Source organism: Bacillus songklensis, assembly GCF_042649685.1.
Classification (GTDB): domain Bacteria; phylum Bacillota; class Bacilli; order Bacillales; family Bacillaceae_H; genus Bacillus_BA; species Bacillus_BA songklensis.
This window is the reverse complement of the sequence record NZ_JBHRZT010000072.1, coordinates 344,598-360,291: the sequence shown is the minus strand read 5'-3', so window position 1 is coordinate 360,291 and position 15,694 is coordinate 344,598. Positions and strand designations below refer to the sequence as shown.

Below are 15,694 nucleotides of genomic sequence, written 5' to 3'. Positions count from 1 at the left end.
CGCTCTTTCTTATACGGATCCCTTGACGAAACTGCTATTCAGTGAACTGTCTATTTCTCCTGCTTTTGGATTAACAACCCTTATCCTTTATCGCTAAATACTGTACACACCAATTTCTCCAACATATCCTTTAATTTCACGAACGCATAGTCCACATGCAGCCGTTCTGTTTGTTGATGCGGATCACGGCCAACGGGACCAAAGTTTAATACAGGAACATCCAGTTGTTTCAATTCGTGAAACGGAATGCTGTATGTTTCACCCCAGACAGGGACGTTTCCGGTATAGGCAGTGACTCCGCTCAGCTCTTCTTTTAACCCGACATAACTCAAGTCTGAAATGCCATTAAAATAATGAAGCGAAATGAGGGGAATATGGTATGTTTTTTGCGCATATTCGGTCATTTCTTCCCTCAACTGTTGGATCAGTGGATGACCGCTTGTTTCCACTGCCGGGTAAAAAGGAGGAGCAAAAAACAAAATGATCATCGGCCCCAGTTCATTACACAACATGGCGTACTCATCGACGAGTTGGATGGAAAGCTCCCTGTCACTCATTCCCCCGCTTTTCTCCCATACTTTTTGCTCCAATGCCTCGATATGTTCTGTTCCAAACGTTAAAACCGCATAACTTCGCAATTGTTCAAACGTATACACGCTGACGCTTATCGTTTTATCAATTGATTCTTTCCAGTGTAAACGAGCATATTCTTCCACTCGTTGATGATAAAATCGTTCAATCTTTTCAGCGGCTTTTTTCGCTGTTTCCAACAGCATATCCACCGTTTTTTCAATCGAACGCTCCATCAAAAGTAAATTGTATAAACTAACCGATCTGTGTGGAATTTGAACAGAATAATCGGTTTTTAAATCTTTTTGCAGCTGTGCTGTCGGGGGCGGACTCTCTTGGAACGGAGCCATTTCACAAAAATTCGTATTTAGCTCCATTTCTGTTGTTACCATCGCGCTCATCAATGCCGCATTCAGCCCTGAGAACGGTTCACCTACATGCATTTCCTGCCCGTAACATAAAAATCCCGGCAATATTTTCCCTATCGATCCTGTATACATGTAGTAATTTTTATCCCCCGGATAAAGGGAGAAGGTCGGCTCTGAATTCAGCACAAGCTCATATTGGAGGTCATATTCCTTTGCCATTTCCACTAACACCGGTACGGCAGTACGCATACCGACAGAATTCACCTCTTCATCCGGTACCGTTAATAATAGAAGATTTCCGTCAAACTTTCCTAAACATGCCTGCTCAATGAGCGCCATATGGATGGCCAGTCCGCATTTCATATCCATCGTTCCGCGTCCAAACAGCCATTCACCGGATTCCAGGTCTTCTTGCACATGAGAAGGATATTCTTCTTTTCGTTTTTGCATCAATTCCGTTAATACCTTTGGATAAAAAGCATACTCTTTCAGCACTCCATAATCTTCGACATCGACGACATCAAAATGACTAACTAAAACAATCGTTTTCCGGGCGTTTTCTTTCTTATGAAGGGCTGTAACGAAGTACCGGCCATCGCCTGTGGGATGAAGCTGCAAATATTCGGGATGGCCCTGGAAATAGTTGAGTTGCGTTAGCTTACCCACCACAGTTTTTGCCATCTCGATTTCAGCGTATGTACCGGTTATACTTTTAATGGCAACTAATTCGCATAATAAATCTATCAGTTGGCTTTTTGATTGCATTTTCTCTTTTCCTCTCATGACCGCTCCCTCCCTTTCATATACTTTTAAAAGCCTCTCTCACTGAGCCATCTAAAATAAAGTTGATATTGTTATGGCACAACATGTTTAAGTTTATATTCAATCTTTAATCCTACTAATCTTTCATATGCTAACTAGACATGAGTTTCCCGAATTCCGTTATTCTGTATACAGACGATTATAGTTTATGGTAATATTTGTGTAAACAAAATTTTCTAAATATTTTTTCTTTTAAAAAGGTGGTATCTATGAATCTATTTCATGATTTAGTCGCATTAATTGGGGAGGAAAATGTCTCGATCAATGAAACGATTCTCCTGCAGCACAGCAAGGATGAATCCAATCACGATCCAGCCATGCCGGATACAGTCGTCTTTCCAACAAACAGAGAGGATGTCCAAAAAGTGGTGAAGTATGCGAATGAACATCGCATTCCCATCGTACCGTTTGGGGTCGGCTCCAGTCTGGAAGGTCACTCCATTCCCATACATAAAGGCATTTCGATGGATTTCCAAAACATGAATGCCATCGTGGAAGTTCGGCCGCAAGATTTAATAGTAAAAGTACAGCCGGGTGTTACACGCATTCAGTTGAATCAGGAATTGAAAAAGTACGGTTTATTTTTCCCGGTCGATCCCGGGGCGGATGCCACAATCGGCGGCATGGCCTCGACTAATGCCAGCGGAACGACAGCCGTTCGTTACGGGGTCATGCGCGACCAGATTCTTAACTTAGAAGTAATCCTGGCAGACGGCCGTCTCATCCATACAGGCAGCTTAGCGAAAAAATCTTCTTCCGGTTATCATTTAAACGGCCTATTTGTCGGTTCGGAAGGAACATTAGGCATCTTCACGGAAATTACGCTGAAACTTCACGGAATTCCCGAGTCGATTCTAGCGGCACGTGCCTGCTTCCCTACTGTCAGGAACTGCGTGGAAGCAGCCATTTCCATTTTGTCGGCCGGTATTTCCATGGCCCGTATGGAGCTGGTGGATGCCCGCTCCATCGCACAGGTGAACGATTACAGCGGAACTGATTATCCTGTTCTCCCTTCCCTGTTTTTGGAATTTCACGGAAATGAGGCCGGCAATGAAGAAGATGTTCAGTTTGTGCAGCAATTGTTAAAAGAACATGACTGTACGGATTTTGTATTCGAGTCTGATTCCAACAAGCGTGCTTTGTTATGGAAAGCACGTCATGAACTCTCGTATGCGTTCCGACACAGCAGTCCGAAATTACGGGCAATGGGAACCGATGTGTGTGTACCAATCTCCACCCTCCCTGATATTGTGGATTACACACGGGAACGCATCGATTATTATGACTTGGATGGAGCGATTTTAGGTCATATCGGAGACGGGAATTTCCATACGTTGGTCATGTACGATCCCGAAAATCAAGAACATGTTGATAAAATGGAGAAATTAAACGAAGAAATCGTAAAATATGCCTTCCGGCTCGGGGGAACATGCACAGGGGAACACGGAGTTGGAATCGGCAAGATCAAATACCAGCAAGAAGAGCATGGAGAGTCATTACAAATCATGCTTGGAGTGAAACAGATGTTAGATCCAAACAACATATTAAATCCCGGCAAGTTGCTTCCTGCTGCCGTACCTCAAATCAAATAGAAAAAGTGCCCGGCTGGCTGGGCACTTTTTTCTATTTGTTGACTCATATCATCTATTTTGAACAATGTGTGAAAACAACACTTTACTATGAATCGTATCGGTGAAATTTATCTAAGTGAAATCACTATGTTCTACTATGCACTATTTTCGTGGAAGAAAAAAGCTCCGGTTAAAGACGGTCAAATCTTTACATTCCATACAAAAACGAGCACTGTCGCACTTCATATCATGCTCATTCATGCTCTCGCTTTAGAAAGTGTTGGTTTTCACTATTTCTTGCACCAATGGAACGAAGTCCTTGCATGGGTGCTTCTTGCCCTGAACGTGTATACACTATTTTTCTTTTTAGGTGAAATTCAAGCCATTCGGCTATGCCCGATCAAGCTTACCAATAAGACCTTAACGTTACAAATCGGCTTAGCAAAAAGCATGGTCATTCCCCTTGATGCCATTAAGACCATCAAACAGTATGACGGTCCCGAAAAACTGAGTAAACATAAGCAAAAAACTATCTTTGATGCTACAGTGGCCGATTTTATGAAAGAAAAACCAATGTTTGAAATTGTATTGAATGAACCCGTAGAGGCTTGCTATATGTACGGTATCAAGAAAAAAACGGAGCGTATACTTCTTAATGCGGATAATGCAGAGGCGTTTTATCATGCCTTATCGTCTAAACTAAAAAAGAAACGGCTGATTATTAACTCACCCGTTTCTTTTTTCGCTTTCCTCACCAAAAGGTCCCGATGATCGATTTTATCAGGCTGTCGGGACATTCGTTTATGTTGAATTATAACTGTTGTTTAACAAACATAGGCAGGTTATCTAAACCAATCATACGGGCATAGACATATAGCTGCCCTTTATGATGAATCTCATGATCACGCATCACATGTAAGAGGGACTTACCAGGCATTTTAGTACCGAACAGTTTCGTTAAATCCACTAAATCGGTGAATTGTTCATCCGATAAGCTTTCCATTGCTGCTCTTGTTTTAGCCGTCACTTCTTGCACGAGCCGCTTTAACTGCTCTGCTGTTTCTACAGTTGCTTGAGCTCCAGCAGCAGGAACAAATGCTCCTTGTTTCACCGCTTCTGTAAACATGTCAGCTGAAAACAGCATATGTAACACAAGTTCCTTTAATGTCATCGCCTTTTCCCAAGGACGAAAATCCAGATGCTCATCTGAAACCATTTCTACAATCTCATTTGCCACTAATCGATGACGCAGCCAGCTGTTTGTGAAACTTTGTGCTGTACTCATTGTTACTCCCCCTTATAGATAGGTTGCTTTCCATTTTATTATAAGGTGGATATTGGCCAATAGCAAAATATATGAATCCACCTAAATCATGTAACATGGACAAAAACGGTCCATGCTACATGATTTACGCATACATGCCTTTTGATGCTTTTTTATACGCTTGATCATTGAGATTGTTGACTTTTTCCGAAAGAATCGGGGATTTGATCAATCTCCCCTCATGAAAAACCAACGGATCTATCATCCTTAATTTATTCGAACGATGAAAATGGAAATATCCCTACTTCGCAATACTTCAGTTTTTATATTAATGACCTTCCTTTGCTTTTGAACTCGTTTGAAAGCAGTAACAGGGCAAGTAAGAAAAAGGCAATCAACAAAGTTATTGTTTGATTGCCTTTCATCTTGAATCAGTTGCATTGGGTGTGGATGTTTTTTATCCACGTCCATTGATTTATATATTTAAATCTTCGAATAAGAAATGGTCATCATTTCATTAAAATAGACATTGTAAAGAGATTTTACCGCTTTTTTGACGCCGTCTGCTTTGACTCCGAACATCATGCTAACCTCAGAAGAACCCTGATTGATCATCTCTAAGTTGACATTGGCACGGGCAAAAGCTTCTGTTGCTTTTGCAGCTACCCCGACTGATTGGTTCATTCCTTCACCTACGACCATAATAAGGGCCAAGCCGCGTTCCACATAAACGCTGTCGACATCCAATTCTCTTTGAATACGGCCAAACACGCGCTTTTCTACGTCTTCGTCAAATTGATGTTCACGTAAAATGACGGAAATGTTATCGATTCCTGAAGGCGTATGCTCATATGAAATGCCTTCATCCTCCAGGACATGAAGTAACTTACGGCCAAATCCAATTTCACGGTTCATTAAATATTTATCAACGTGAATATTGCAGAAACCGTCATCGCTTGCAATCCCTACTACAGGTGAGTCATTATGATTTCTCTTTGCTACAATGTACGTACCCGGTGCCTGCGGATTGTTTGTATTTTTAACGCAAACCGGAATGCCCATTTTATAAACGGGCTCGAGAGCTTCATCGTGAAAAACGGAAAAGCCCGCATAAGAAAGCTCACGCATTTCACGGTACGTTAATTCTTTAATCTCTTTCGGATTGGGTACGATCATCGGGTTGACACTGTATATTGAATCTACATCCGTAAAGTTTTCGTACAGATCGGCTTTCACGCCAGCCGCTAAAATGGAACCTGTAATGTCCGAACCGCCGCGCGAGAACGTGATGACCTTCCCTTCTGTCGAATAGCCAAAAAATCCTGGAACAACCAAGACACCTGTCCGATTGCGAAGTTCAGCAATTTTTTTGTATGACTCCGGCAGCACGCGAGCATTTCCAGGCTCATCTGTCACAAAAATACCCGCTTCTTTTGGATTTACATAATGCGCCTCTACACCAAGCTGGCTCAAATAGGCAGCCATCAATTTAGCGTTATTATCTTCACCGCTTGCTTTAATGGCATCTAACAAGCGGGTTGGTTCTTCATTATGTAAAGACACAATCAAATCGTTTAAATCTTCCTCGATACGCTCAAGAATGGCAGAATCCACCCCTAATTCATTTGCAATCGAAGCATATCGATCAACAATTTGGCGTACCGGTCCGGTAGTATCTCCGCCTTCCTTCACTTGTTCAGCAAGTGAAATAAGCATATCCGTCATTTTGATATCTTCCTTAAAACGTTTTCCCGGGGCTGAAACCACAATTACTTTTCGCTCGGGATCCGCCATGACGATTTTCGCCACTTTTTGAAATTGTGCAGCATTTGCTACAGAGCTGCCGCCAAATTTTGCTACTTTCATGTTAGACACACCTTCTTTTTGAAAATCATTCCATTGATTCTCTTATGATAGCACAATTTTAATTGTTTTAAAGAGTGAATATCGAATTTTTCTAAAAATTTATGCACATCATTTTCCCTAAAGCGAAGACGCCCTAAAATGATGCGAATGGCATCAGGGGAAAGAATACTTTCTTTCTTGCTGCACATAGTGTAAAACTGTTTTCCTTTGCGGAAATTGACGCAAATCTTGTTGGAGTACGCCGACTTGGTCATATCTTTTCCCATCATGATATTTTTACTATGCACAGGTGAGCGCAACTTCATTTCCATTTTGATAACGACGAAAAAGAACACGTTATTTCTTATAATCTTATAAGAAATAACGTGTTCTTTTTCGTTTGTCTATCTGGTCCGCAATAAATTCATCGATGATTTTATTAAAGGACGTTGAGTTTTCGATATTGGATAAATGCCCATTGTTCAAGGAGTGGAACCGTGCGTGGGGCATACCCATTTTCATTTGATAGGCTAGAAGCGGTGGGGTTACTCTGTCGTGTACACCACTAATTATGAGGACCGGTACTTTTATAAAAGGCAACAAGTAAAGATAATTAGCTAAGGAACATTGTTTTGAAGCCTCTATAAATGCCTCCTTGTGAATGTTAAAACTTCGGCTTGTCTTCTCTAGCACTTCCTCATCTCTTTTATATAAACAGCGGTCAATAATGTCTTGTTTTACCTTTTGATTGTCGGAATGATGGATATCCTCATATACCTTTGAATCAATTAACCAAGGTATGCAATAGGCAGTTGTATTGGTTAACACAATGGAACGAATGCGTTCAGGTGCTTGTTTGAATAGTTCAAACGCAACCAGACCTCCCATTGATAGTCCGCAAACATGGACAGAGGAAAGAGATAATGCATCCATTAGTTTTATTACATCATCCGCTAAATTTGGCAAGTTGATGTCTTCTTTGTTTGGGTTTTCCCCATGTCCTCTTAAATCAGGAATAATGAGTTGATAATTGTCAGAAAGCTCAAGTTGCGAATCCCAAAGGCTTTTCGTGTTTCCAAGTCCGTGAAGAAAGAGAATTGGTTCCCCCTCACCCACTAGATGATATGGCAACATCACAATTAAACTCCTTTCCAAGATAAACGATCTTGTCATCATTTTCAGTTTATCCCTCTATTTCCTTATTTAAACAACAGGAAATATTCAGTTATTGGAAAATGAATAAAAAAGCCGAATTGAAACGCTTACATTTTTGGGGTCCTTTTACTGTCCAACTACACCTTGTTACTGTTAAATATGCAACATGATAAAAAAAGGGAACGGCGTTGGGAGCTGTTAAAAAAATAAAGAGGCTGACCAAATCAGATTACCGATATATCAACAATGGCTACTTTTCCTAATGAATGTACCTTCCTGCTTTGAGACCAAATAAAAAGCCACTCGTTAAGAGTGACTTAATTCCACAATTCTATTTACGTTATTCCTTATCTGCTCCTCTGCGATAACGATAAAACTCACGAATCATCATTTGTACATTTATATAAATTTGACTAGCATGCTCGGTCTTTATTTCAAATTTATTGCTAGCCAAGTGAGCTACGATAGGGTCATGTTCTTCAGGGTTATAATTTTCTCCAAAGTTCGTAATACATTCATACTCTTGCCTCATATATTTGAAGACATCTCTAATTCTGGTTGACAAAGAATCAATAAATTCTTCTAATTCTAAATCTCTATCATAGATCACTTTTAACCCTCTCCTTCCGTCTTTTATTTTCGACAAAAAGAGGGTTTTTCCTCTTTCATTCTCTCCTGACAAGATAACAAATGGATAAATCTCCTGATATTGTTTTCCAGATAACTTCTTAGACAACAAATTTGTTTTAAGTAACAAAATATTTGTTCCCGTATCAAAATAAATGAATAATAACTTTTGTGTTACATATAATGATTTTGTGAAAGGAAATCACTCCTTAAAAGCCTGCCTACTCTAGAGTTAATATCGTGGAAAGCTAAAGGTCATTTGATCTTTAGCTTTTTATTTATGGACCACAGTTGTTAGTACAAGCCCAAACAATCCTGGATAAATGACATATAATGTACTGAGGTGGATATATCTTCTTTTTGATGAGGATGACTCAAAGGGTATAAAAAGGCATACCTATCGAGTCATCCTCCTATTTCTATTCGTATCTCACTTTCCCAATACGTATGTCTGCTTTTATGAAACTTTCCTTCGTTACCGGGGAGCCGGCCAACCTCCGCAGCGTATACAGTTGACCGATATGCGTCATAACATCTGAAAGCGGACCTTGCACAATCTGTTCAATCGTCAAAGGATGGGGTTCTGTACCTTTTGCAATGACCTGGTCTAACTTTTCGACGATCCGATAAAATCGTTCAATTTCCTCTTCCCAGTTTTTAAGCTCCGAAAAGCTTTCTTCTTCCTCTCCATAAGAGTTCAGGGCATATGTTAAAACATTTGACATATGATTCAAGATCTCGACAGGCTGCCTCACATCCTTGCCTGCTTCAAAATCCGGATATTGTTTCGGAGCATCCTTGAAAGCTTTTGAAGCTCTATAAGAAAGCGTGGCTACGTAATGACGGAGCAAATCATTGTTCATTAAAAAACCCCCCTGTATAGATAGAAAAATGTATTTTCACCATTGATTATAGCAAAAATCTGGATATCTTTTCCTAGTTAAAGTCTTATTTACGCAGTCCCTATAACGGCTTGTTTCAAAATAATAAACGACACCATAAAAACTTTGAATAAATTACAACAGAATTTGAAACGATGATAAACGAGGTGGTGAGCATATGAAAAAAGAACAAAACAACGAATCATTTAGATTGAGTTATGAATCCGACGACAAAATGGGCATGAAAGAAAAAACGAATGATTCCGATGTTCAGGAAACAGAATTTTTCAATACGACGCAATCAAGCGAGTAAAAAGAACTACCCCAACATGCACATAAGATTGTTGGGGTAGTTTGTGTATAAAGCCATCTTAAAAGCTTTTTATTTTTTGATAGTAATCACTTGAAGATATCCCGCTTTATTTTTAATAAGTTAAACTAAAACATTTCCCCCTCCAGAATGATCTTAATCCTCATTAAAAATCCTTATATTTTACTATTCATTTCATGAACAAAGGCTTATTTTATTATCAGGTAGTCCATGATAATGTATTTCAAGATAGCAAATAAACGGTATGTTTTCTCAATACAAACATGGATTGACAAAAAAAGTTGTTCATTTGTTCTATCTACATAACGCTTTAATAAAGCTAGGGGGAATTTTACGATGTTCAAAAGCCAAAGAATCAAAAAGCTTTTAGCTTCTACCGCGACAGCAGCTGTAGTAGCCGGAGCACTTATTCCAACGGCAGCAAGTGCGGCAACCTTTAAAGATGTGTCTGAAACGAACGTTCATTTCGATGCAATCGATATTCTGTCTGATGAAGGCATCATTAATGGATATAGCGATGGCACGTTCAAACCGAATAATAACATCAGCCGCGGTCAAGTAGCCAAAATTTTTGCACGCATGATCGAAGGTGAAGGTGAATTGAAAGAGGTATTTAAAGATGTACCGGTAACAGCGGATCCTGAACTAGTAAAAGCGGCATATGAAGTTTACACTCAGCAAATTATGACAGGATCAAACGGTTACTTAAAGCCTTCTTCTAACATGACTCGTCAACAAATGGCTAAAGTTCTGGTTGAAGGTTTTGGCTTAGAACATTTAGAGGGTGAAGAAAGCATCGTTACAGACTTAGATAAAGCCTCTCCTGAGTTCCGTGATTATATTAAGATTTTGTCTGAATACGGCATCACAAATGTTGAACAATTTCGTCCTACAGAGCCGGTTACTCGTGCTCAATTCGCAAGCTTTCTATTCCGTACACTGATCCTGCTGGATGAAGAAGAATAAAAACGAGGAAGCGCCCCGGGATTTACCCCTGGGTGCTTCTTTCATTTGCAAAAATCCCCTTAACGTTAAAACAGCAACTATGGCGACTTCTGACCATGAGATAAATAACCTAAAAACGGCTTATATGGCACGTTCTTTACTGTTTCATTCATCAACCTTACTTCAATTCGCCATATAAGGATTGGCTGTCAATCTGCCAGCGATCAACAAGTCCGTCTTTTCGTATAATGAAGGATATCGTCTTTTTTACCTTCCCTTTTTCCTTTGTATAAAAGACTGCTTTAGCCGGTACTTCCACCATCATCAAACCAGATGTTTCTTCCGGATGAATGGCCGATAGGCTGCCTACATCCAAATAATTGATTTCCCCAATCAACTTCTCAAACGATTCACGTTTATAAAAATGTGTCATTGTCAGGTCAACCAAGGTTTTATCGCCTTGATTGACGGCTTCAGTAAACACTTCAACCAATTCTTCCGGACTTATACTATTTAAATATTCATCCATTTTGCCGGCTGCCTTCAAAATCATTAGTTCATGCGGGAAATCTGGGTTTTTTGAGCTATGTGTCGTACTCCCGGAAAAATGAACACAAAAATGTCCCGGGAAGCCATTTTGCAGCGCACCCGCCCCATGCGGCATCCCATGCATCGAGGCAGCGATTAATTGGTCATTAATCAAGACAATGGCCGCCCTTCTTTTCCAGCTCCATTTTCCATTATAAATCTCTTTCATGATACGAGTATCTTCTGTCGTCAGCGGCTGTACGTCCGCATGTTTGCTTCCCGCTCTTCGCTGTACATCAAATTTCTTCCCCGTCTCCATATCGATGATCGTGAATTTTGTTTTATTTGGAATGATTTTATCTACTTTATCCCAAGGTAACATTTCAATCTTAAAGCTGATGGGAAGATCTTCATCTTCTAATTCAGCGGCATATGCTAAATGTATGCGACAAAAGGCCAATACAAAAACAAAAATTAACGGTATGTAGATGTTTTTGTTAAACATTGAAATTCTCCTCTATATTTTTTCTTATTTTTTCAGGACACCTCACTTTCAATGACTTTTAATATATGGAAAAACATGCATTTTATTAAGGGCAACATCCATTAACAAGTCCACCATAAAAGCAAGCCGCACCGGGTTAACCCGCCTCCGAATCCGTACATTAAAAGTAAGTCATTCTTTTTACATATAATTTCTATACAAATTTAGTTTACATAAATATAATTATGTAAACTAAAAAGCTCGGATGATAACATATCCCAGCTTTTTTCATTGTACCCGCCTTCTTTTCCCAATGCATGCCCTTCGTCATACAACCGCTGAGATACATGATGATTTCTTCATCATTTTTCATCTTTTGTATTCTGTTTGTATTTCCGTAACTATCTTATTAGCAATGGCGCAGATTTTTGTCGAACGACGACAATAAAACAAAAAAATCTTAATATAGCCCCTGCAATTGCTGAAATAGCGTCCATCTACGAGGAACTACTTTCCATCTTTAAGTTAAAAACATCCTTTAGCCTTGTTAAGGGAGATTCCGAAAGTCCGTTATCTCTTTCAGACTTAATGGGGTTAGAAGAGCTTAAAGATGCCAACTTGAAGGTAACAATATACAGCACAGACGGTCAATTGTTAGCAGATATGATCGTCACGGGTGAAATGGTCGATTCCGAAACGGTTATTGATGCCGGTGAACAAATCGAGGAATCCGCCGAAGATGTAACAAAAACAGTAGAGCAACAAACAGCGGCTAAAATAGAAAAACCAAAAGCTCCGCTTAAAGCACAAAAAGGAAAAATCATGGCTAAAAAATCGGCGGAACATAAGACCGTAAAAGGCGCTAAACTTCCAAAGACAGCTTCAAACCCTTGATTATTATGGGGTAAGGGGTTCCCTCTACTGCTTCAGGCGGCTGGCCTTCAGTCGGATTGGCGCCTTTCCACATTAACGCGATATCCTTATATTGACCTTCAAAATTCCATGTATAAAGCTTGGGGTTAATCCCCACTTCTTCAAATTTTCTCGCGGTTTCAAACACTTTGTTATCAAGATTAGGAATCGGCGGCATCTTCCTCATATCCACCCCTGTTGCCGCTTTCAGTACATAGCCCATAGTCAATTTGCTTCGGCATAATCCAAATAATTTGCTGAATACGGACAAAAAACGGTGTGTTTTCATCCTGAACTACTACATGATCGGGCTTCACATCTATTACAGTCCCGCGCACATTGCCTCTTGTTGTTTGAATGACCACATTTTTTCCCATTACTGACTGCAGTGTTTGAAATACATACGGATCGACCACACTGATCATTCTAGGGGCGCGATAATCTTCTTCTTCATAATAGCTCATTCCGCAGGGCTCCTTCCATCTCAGCATTCGCTCTAGTGTATGACGTGGAGCCCATCTAGGTGATGAAAGACCGAACTAGATCTTAACATAACTAATCTCCGGCAAAAAAGTGCCGGACTTTGGATATCAGCAGTTCTTTATGGAGGGCGAACTGTTTGCGCCGATGTCCATTGGCTCCGGATGGATGCGGAAAGGCGAACAAGCATTGTTTTTCTGTAATGGCCTTCTGATTTACAAATCCCCTCAATACTGTTTCTACCGCTTTCCCAAGCGGGATGATCAAAACACCTTCAAGGACCATTAGTTCCTTTTCAAAAAAGCACCCTAAATACTGATTGAACAGGTTCTCTTTTAAAAGTGAAGGGTTGTGACCGGTGTAATTTTTCCCGTTTACAAACACAGGATGTTTAATGAGTGAAGTCGTATGTAATAAATGCTCTTTTGAATGAAACAACTCTTCACAATCATCGATACCTAAATAACTCGGTAATTCCAGTTCATTTAACATCACTATTATGTTATGCCGCATGGAGCCAAAGAAGCGGCATTCCTTCTTGACGGCCTGTGCTGTTTCTTCTAAAGACAAACCTTGCACTAAACACTTCCTCGCTGTATAAATTGATCGCTCCATTTGCTTCCATCCCGGGGTAATCCCTACAATAAATACTTTTGCTTGTTCATTGACTACCTCATTGTGGGCTGCATAAAAAATGGAAACATCCCCTTTTCGATGAAGCAAAAAAGAGGATGTCAGCAAATCAGCTTTCTCATACTCCTCTTTATCCGGCAATTGAAGGATGCGAGAAGCAAAATAATGTAAGTCCATGTCCTGAAGCTTCTTACAGTCTGGATACAAATTCTCCCACCACCTCATTGAATTCCTTCCATCTTCTTGTCGGCAGTTGATGGGTGCATTGCTGAATAATGTGATATTGAACATGAGGCACAGCCTTTTGATAAAATGATAAATATTTGTTAATATAATCCGATTTGCTTCCGTATAAAAGCAATACAGGACAGCGAAGTGACGGAAGCTGCTCCCGACAATCGTAATGATAAGACAGCTTGTAAAACTGCCTCCAAACATTCGGATTTGCTTTATTCATATGCTCCTTAAGCTGCTGTTGAAAATAAGGCTCTTTTGTATGGCTGGTGGAAATGACCTTTGAAAGAAAATAAGATTGTTTTGGCAACAGTTTGATTCCCAAAATGTGAACCGTTTTTATAACGGAGGTGCTGACAAGAGGATAACCGCCTGACAAAATGAGGGCTCTCGTTCTCTCAGGGTACGTAAACGCAAACTCCTGGGCAATGGATCCCCCTGCTGAATAACCGCATATAACAGCTTGTTCTATATGCAGGGCGTTCAACAACTGCAGAACCTCTTCCGTGTATATGGAAATCGTGACTCTCTCTATACGGGTATCACTATCTCCATGACCGCTTAAATCAACTGTAATAATTTGAAATCGATCACATAGCTGCTTTTGCTCGCGAAATACCATTCTTCCCATTCCGGGAGGATGAATGAATATAATCGGTGTACCCCGGCCATGTTTTTCATAGCATATCTTTTTACCATCCATCCATAATTCTTGCATAATAATCCCCCTCCCCTATATATGCTGGAGCTTTCTTTCCTTTTCAGGTTTGATAGCAAAAAAAGAAAGCAATAATGCAGGAAGACAAAAAAGAGCGGCCGCGAAAAAAATCCACTGATCATAATCATTCATTAATACCGCGAAAAGGGGCGGCCCCACTGCTACACCGATAAACCGCATGGAACTGTACAATGACGAAATTGTTCCCCGTTCCTCCTTTTCAATCCCTTCTGTAATGAGCGCATCTAATGCCGGAAGACTTGCTCCAATGCCTATTCCGCTTACAAATATAATGGCCAGCAGCCACCAAACACTATCCATAAAAGCAGCAACACACAATGTCATTGCTGATAATGTTAGGCCAATCACGATGACCCATTTCATCAACACTTTATTTTTCTCGATTTTCTCTCCGGTTACATACGAAGCCAAACAAAGGCTGACGAGCGGAATGGATAAAAACAACCCCTTTTTTATACCTGTAACGGCTTGTTCTTTTTCAAGGGTGTTGGATAGATAAAAAAGGACACCAAACAGCACTAGCATGATAATCCCCCCAATAGCGAAAATCGCATACAACCAGCGTCCTTCTCTTTTAAAAATGTCTTTTAATGAATGGATAAATTCACGAAACGGCGTTGATTCCTGTTTCGTTTTAGGAGGTTTCACAAATAAAAGGATCAAGATAATGGAAAGAGCACATAAAACCGGAATTGCGTAAAAAGGCAAGTACCAAAACAGCCCTGCTAAAAAAGCCCCCAAAATAGGGCTCAATACTTTGCCAAACGTATTGGCTGTTTCAATTTTTCCAAGGCTGCTGCTGACCTTTTTCTCATCATCACCGAAGAAATCCCCTACCAACGGCAAAACGATTGGCATGGCTCCTGCTGCTCCAATTCCTTGCAGCACACGCCCCATCATTACTATCAAATAAGCTTTATCATCCATGCCGGCTGCAAAGCCTGCTATGGCACCGCCAATCCCCGCTAAAATCAAACTGGGCGCAATTACTTTTGTTCTTCCGATCCTGTCTGACAAATAGCCTGCAATCGGAATACAAATGATGGCAAAAATAGAGTAAATGGTAATGATCAGACTGGACTGAAACGGAGAAATATTCAATTCTTTCTCCATTGTAGGCAATACTGGGATCAGCATCGAATTTCCTAACGTCATCACCAGCGGAATCGAGGAGAGAGAGATGACTGCCAGGATACCGCCCTTCTGCTTAGTGGTTGTGCTCTTCATGGCTATACTCCTTTGATGTTCCATTGATACAATCTTTTTTATTTTTTCGCAAAATCCCGAGAATAAACATCAAAGAAA

Annotated in this window: 16 protein-coding genes and 1 pseudogene; 5 read left to right on the top strand and 12 right to left on the bottom strand. The window is 40.3% G+C overall.

Going from position 1 to position 15,694, the window contains the following annotated elements:
* Window positions 1-80 precede the first annotated feature (80 nt).
* A complete protein-coding gene (locus ACFOU2_RS20555; protein ID WP_377918165.1) occupies window positions 81-1,721 on the bottom strand; it encodes a M20/M25/M40 family metallo-hydrolase in 1,641 nt (546 codons plus the stop codon).
* 248 nt (window positions 1,722-1,969) lie between these two features.
* Here ACFOU2_RS20555 and ACFOU2_RS20550 point away from each other — a divergent pair, with 248 nt between their 5' ends.
* Window positions 1,970-3,352: an FAD-binding oxidoreductase gene (locus tag ACFOU2_RS20550; RefSeq protein ID WP_377918164.1), complete on the top strand. Its 1,383-nt coding sequence runs from the start codon at window positions 1,970-1,972 to the stop codon at window positions 3,350-3,352.
* A 126-nt stretch (window positions 3,353-3,478) separates the two neighbouring features.
* Window positions 3,479-4,102 carry a hypothetical protein gene (locus ACFOU2_RS20545; RefSeq protein WP_377918163.1) on the top strand — a complete coding sequence of 208 codons (624 nt, stop codon included), beginning with the start codon at window positions 3,479-3,481 and terminating at the stop codon, window positions 4,100-4,102.
* Between the two features lie 40 nt (window positions 4,103-4,142).
* Here ACFOU2_RS20545 and ACFOU2_RS20540 read toward each other — a convergent pair whose 3' ends face one another.
* The 5 genes from ACFOU2_RS20540 to ACFOU2_RS20520 all read right to left on the bottom strand — a co-directional run bounded on the left by ACFOU2_RS20540 (window position 4,143) and on the right by ACFOU2_RS20520 (window position 9,085).
* A complete protein-coding gene (locus ACFOU2_RS20540; RefSeq protein ID WP_377918162.1) occupies window positions 4,143-4,616 on the bottom strand; it encodes a DinB family protein in 474 nt (157 codons plus the stop codon).
* Window positions 4,617-5,078: 462 nt separating this feature from the next.
* On the bottom strand, window positions 5,079-6,461 hold the full coding sequence (locus ACFOU2_RS20535; protein WP_377918161.1) for an aspartate kinase: 1,383 nt from the start codon (window positions 6,459-6,461) through the stop codon (window positions 5,079-5,081).
* A 351-nt stretch (window positions 6,462-6,812) separates the two neighbouring features.
* Complete coding sequence (locus ACFOU2_RS20530; protein ID WP_377918160.1) at window positions 6,813-7,574, bottom strand: alpha/beta fold hydrolase; 762 nt, start codon at window positions 7,572-7,574, stop codon at window positions 6,813-6,815.
* 361 nt (window positions 7,575-7,935) lie between these two features.
* Entirely contained in the window at window positions 7,936-8,352 is a 417-nt protein-coding gene (locus ACFOU2_RS20525; protein ID WP_377918159.1) for a hypothetical protein, read from the bottom strand.
* 289 nt (window positions 8,353-8,641) lie between these two features.
* Window positions 8,642-9,085, bottom strand: coding sequence for a hypothetical protein (locus tag ACFOU2_RS20520; protein ID WP_377918158.1), 444 nt, complete (start codon window positions 9,083-9,085; stop codon window positions 8,642-8,644).
* A gap of 196 nt (window positions 9,086-9,281) precedes the next feature.
* On the opposite strand from ACFOU2_RS20520, the gene ACFOU2_RS20515 reads away from it, so the two are divergent.
* Both ACFOU2_RS20515 and ACFOU2_RS20510 read left to right on the top strand, forming a co-directional pair.
* Window positions 9,282-9,416: a hypothetical protein gene (locus ACFOU2_RS20515; RefSeq protein ID WP_377918157.1), complete on the top strand. Its 135-nt coding sequence runs from the start codon at window positions 9,282-9,284 to the stop codon at window positions 9,414-9,416.
* A gap of 354 nt (window positions 9,417-9,770) precedes the next feature.
* Complete coding sequence (locus ACFOU2_RS20510) at window positions 9,771-10,400, top strand: S-layer homology domain-containing protein (protein ID WP_377918156.1); 630 nt, start codon at window positions 9,771-9,773, stop codon at window positions 10,398-10,400.
* Between the two features lie 157 nt (window positions 10,401-10,557).
* Here ACFOU2_RS20510 and ACFOU2_RS20505 read toward each other — a convergent pair whose 3' ends face one another.
* A complete protein-coding gene (locus tag ACFOU2_RS20505) occupies window positions 10,558-11,412 on the bottom strand; it encodes a hypothetical protein (RefSeq protein WP_377918155.1) in 855 nt (284 codons plus the stop codon).
* A 366-nt stretch (window positions 11,413-11,778) separates the two neighbouring features.
* Here ACFOU2_RS20505 and ACFOU2_RS20500 point away from each other — a divergent pair, with 366 nt between their 5' ends.
* Window positions 11,779-12,285, top strand: coding sequence for a processed acidic surface protein (locus ACFOU2_RS20500; protein ID WP_377918154.1), 507 nt, complete (start codon window positions 11,779-11,781; stop codon window positions 12,283-12,285).
* Here the strand turns inward: ACFOU2_RS20500 and ACFOU2_RS20495 are convergent.
* The 5 genes and pseudogenes from ACFOU2_RS20495 to ACFOU2_RS20475 all read right to left on the bottom strand — a co-directional run bounded on the left by ACFOU2_RS20495 (window position 12,254) and on the right by ACFOU2_RS20475 (window position 15,616).
* Window positions 12,254-12,481, bottom strand: coding sequence for a hypothetical protein (locus tag ACFOU2_RS20495; protein WP_377918153.1), 228 nt, complete (start codon window positions 12,479-12,481; stop codon window positions 12,254-12,256). The two genes, ACFOU2_RS20500 and ACFOU2_RS20495, sit on opposite strands and share 32 nt — an antisense overlap.
* A 52-nt stretch (window positions 12,482-12,533) precedes the next feature.
* Window positions 12,534-12,767, bottom strand: a pseudogene (locus ACFOU2_RS20490) (YuzF family protein); the annotation flags it as partial.
* A 91-nt stretch (window positions 12,768-12,858) separates the two neighbouring features.
* Window positions 12,859-13,593, bottom strand: coding sequence for a hypothetical protein (locus ACFOU2_RS20485; RefSeq protein ID WP_377918152.1), 735 nt, complete (start codon window positions 13,591-13,593; stop codon window positions 12,859-12,861).
* Between the two features lie 13 nt (window positions 13,594-13,606).
* Window positions 13,607-14,368 carry an alpha/beta fold hydrolase gene (locus tag ACFOU2_RS20480; protein WP_377918151.1) on the bottom strand — a complete coding sequence of 254 codons (762 nt, stop codon included), beginning with the start codon at window positions 14,366-14,368 and terminating at the stop codon, window positions 13,607-13,609.
* A 15-nt stretch (window positions 14,369-14,383) separates the two neighbouring features.
* Window positions 14,384-15,616, bottom strand: coding sequence for an MFS transporter (locus tag ACFOU2_RS20475; protein WP_377918150.1), 1,233 nt, complete (start codon window positions 15,614-15,616; stop codon window positions 14,384-14,386).
* Between the last annotated feature and the right edge of the window lie 78 nt (window positions 15,617-15,694).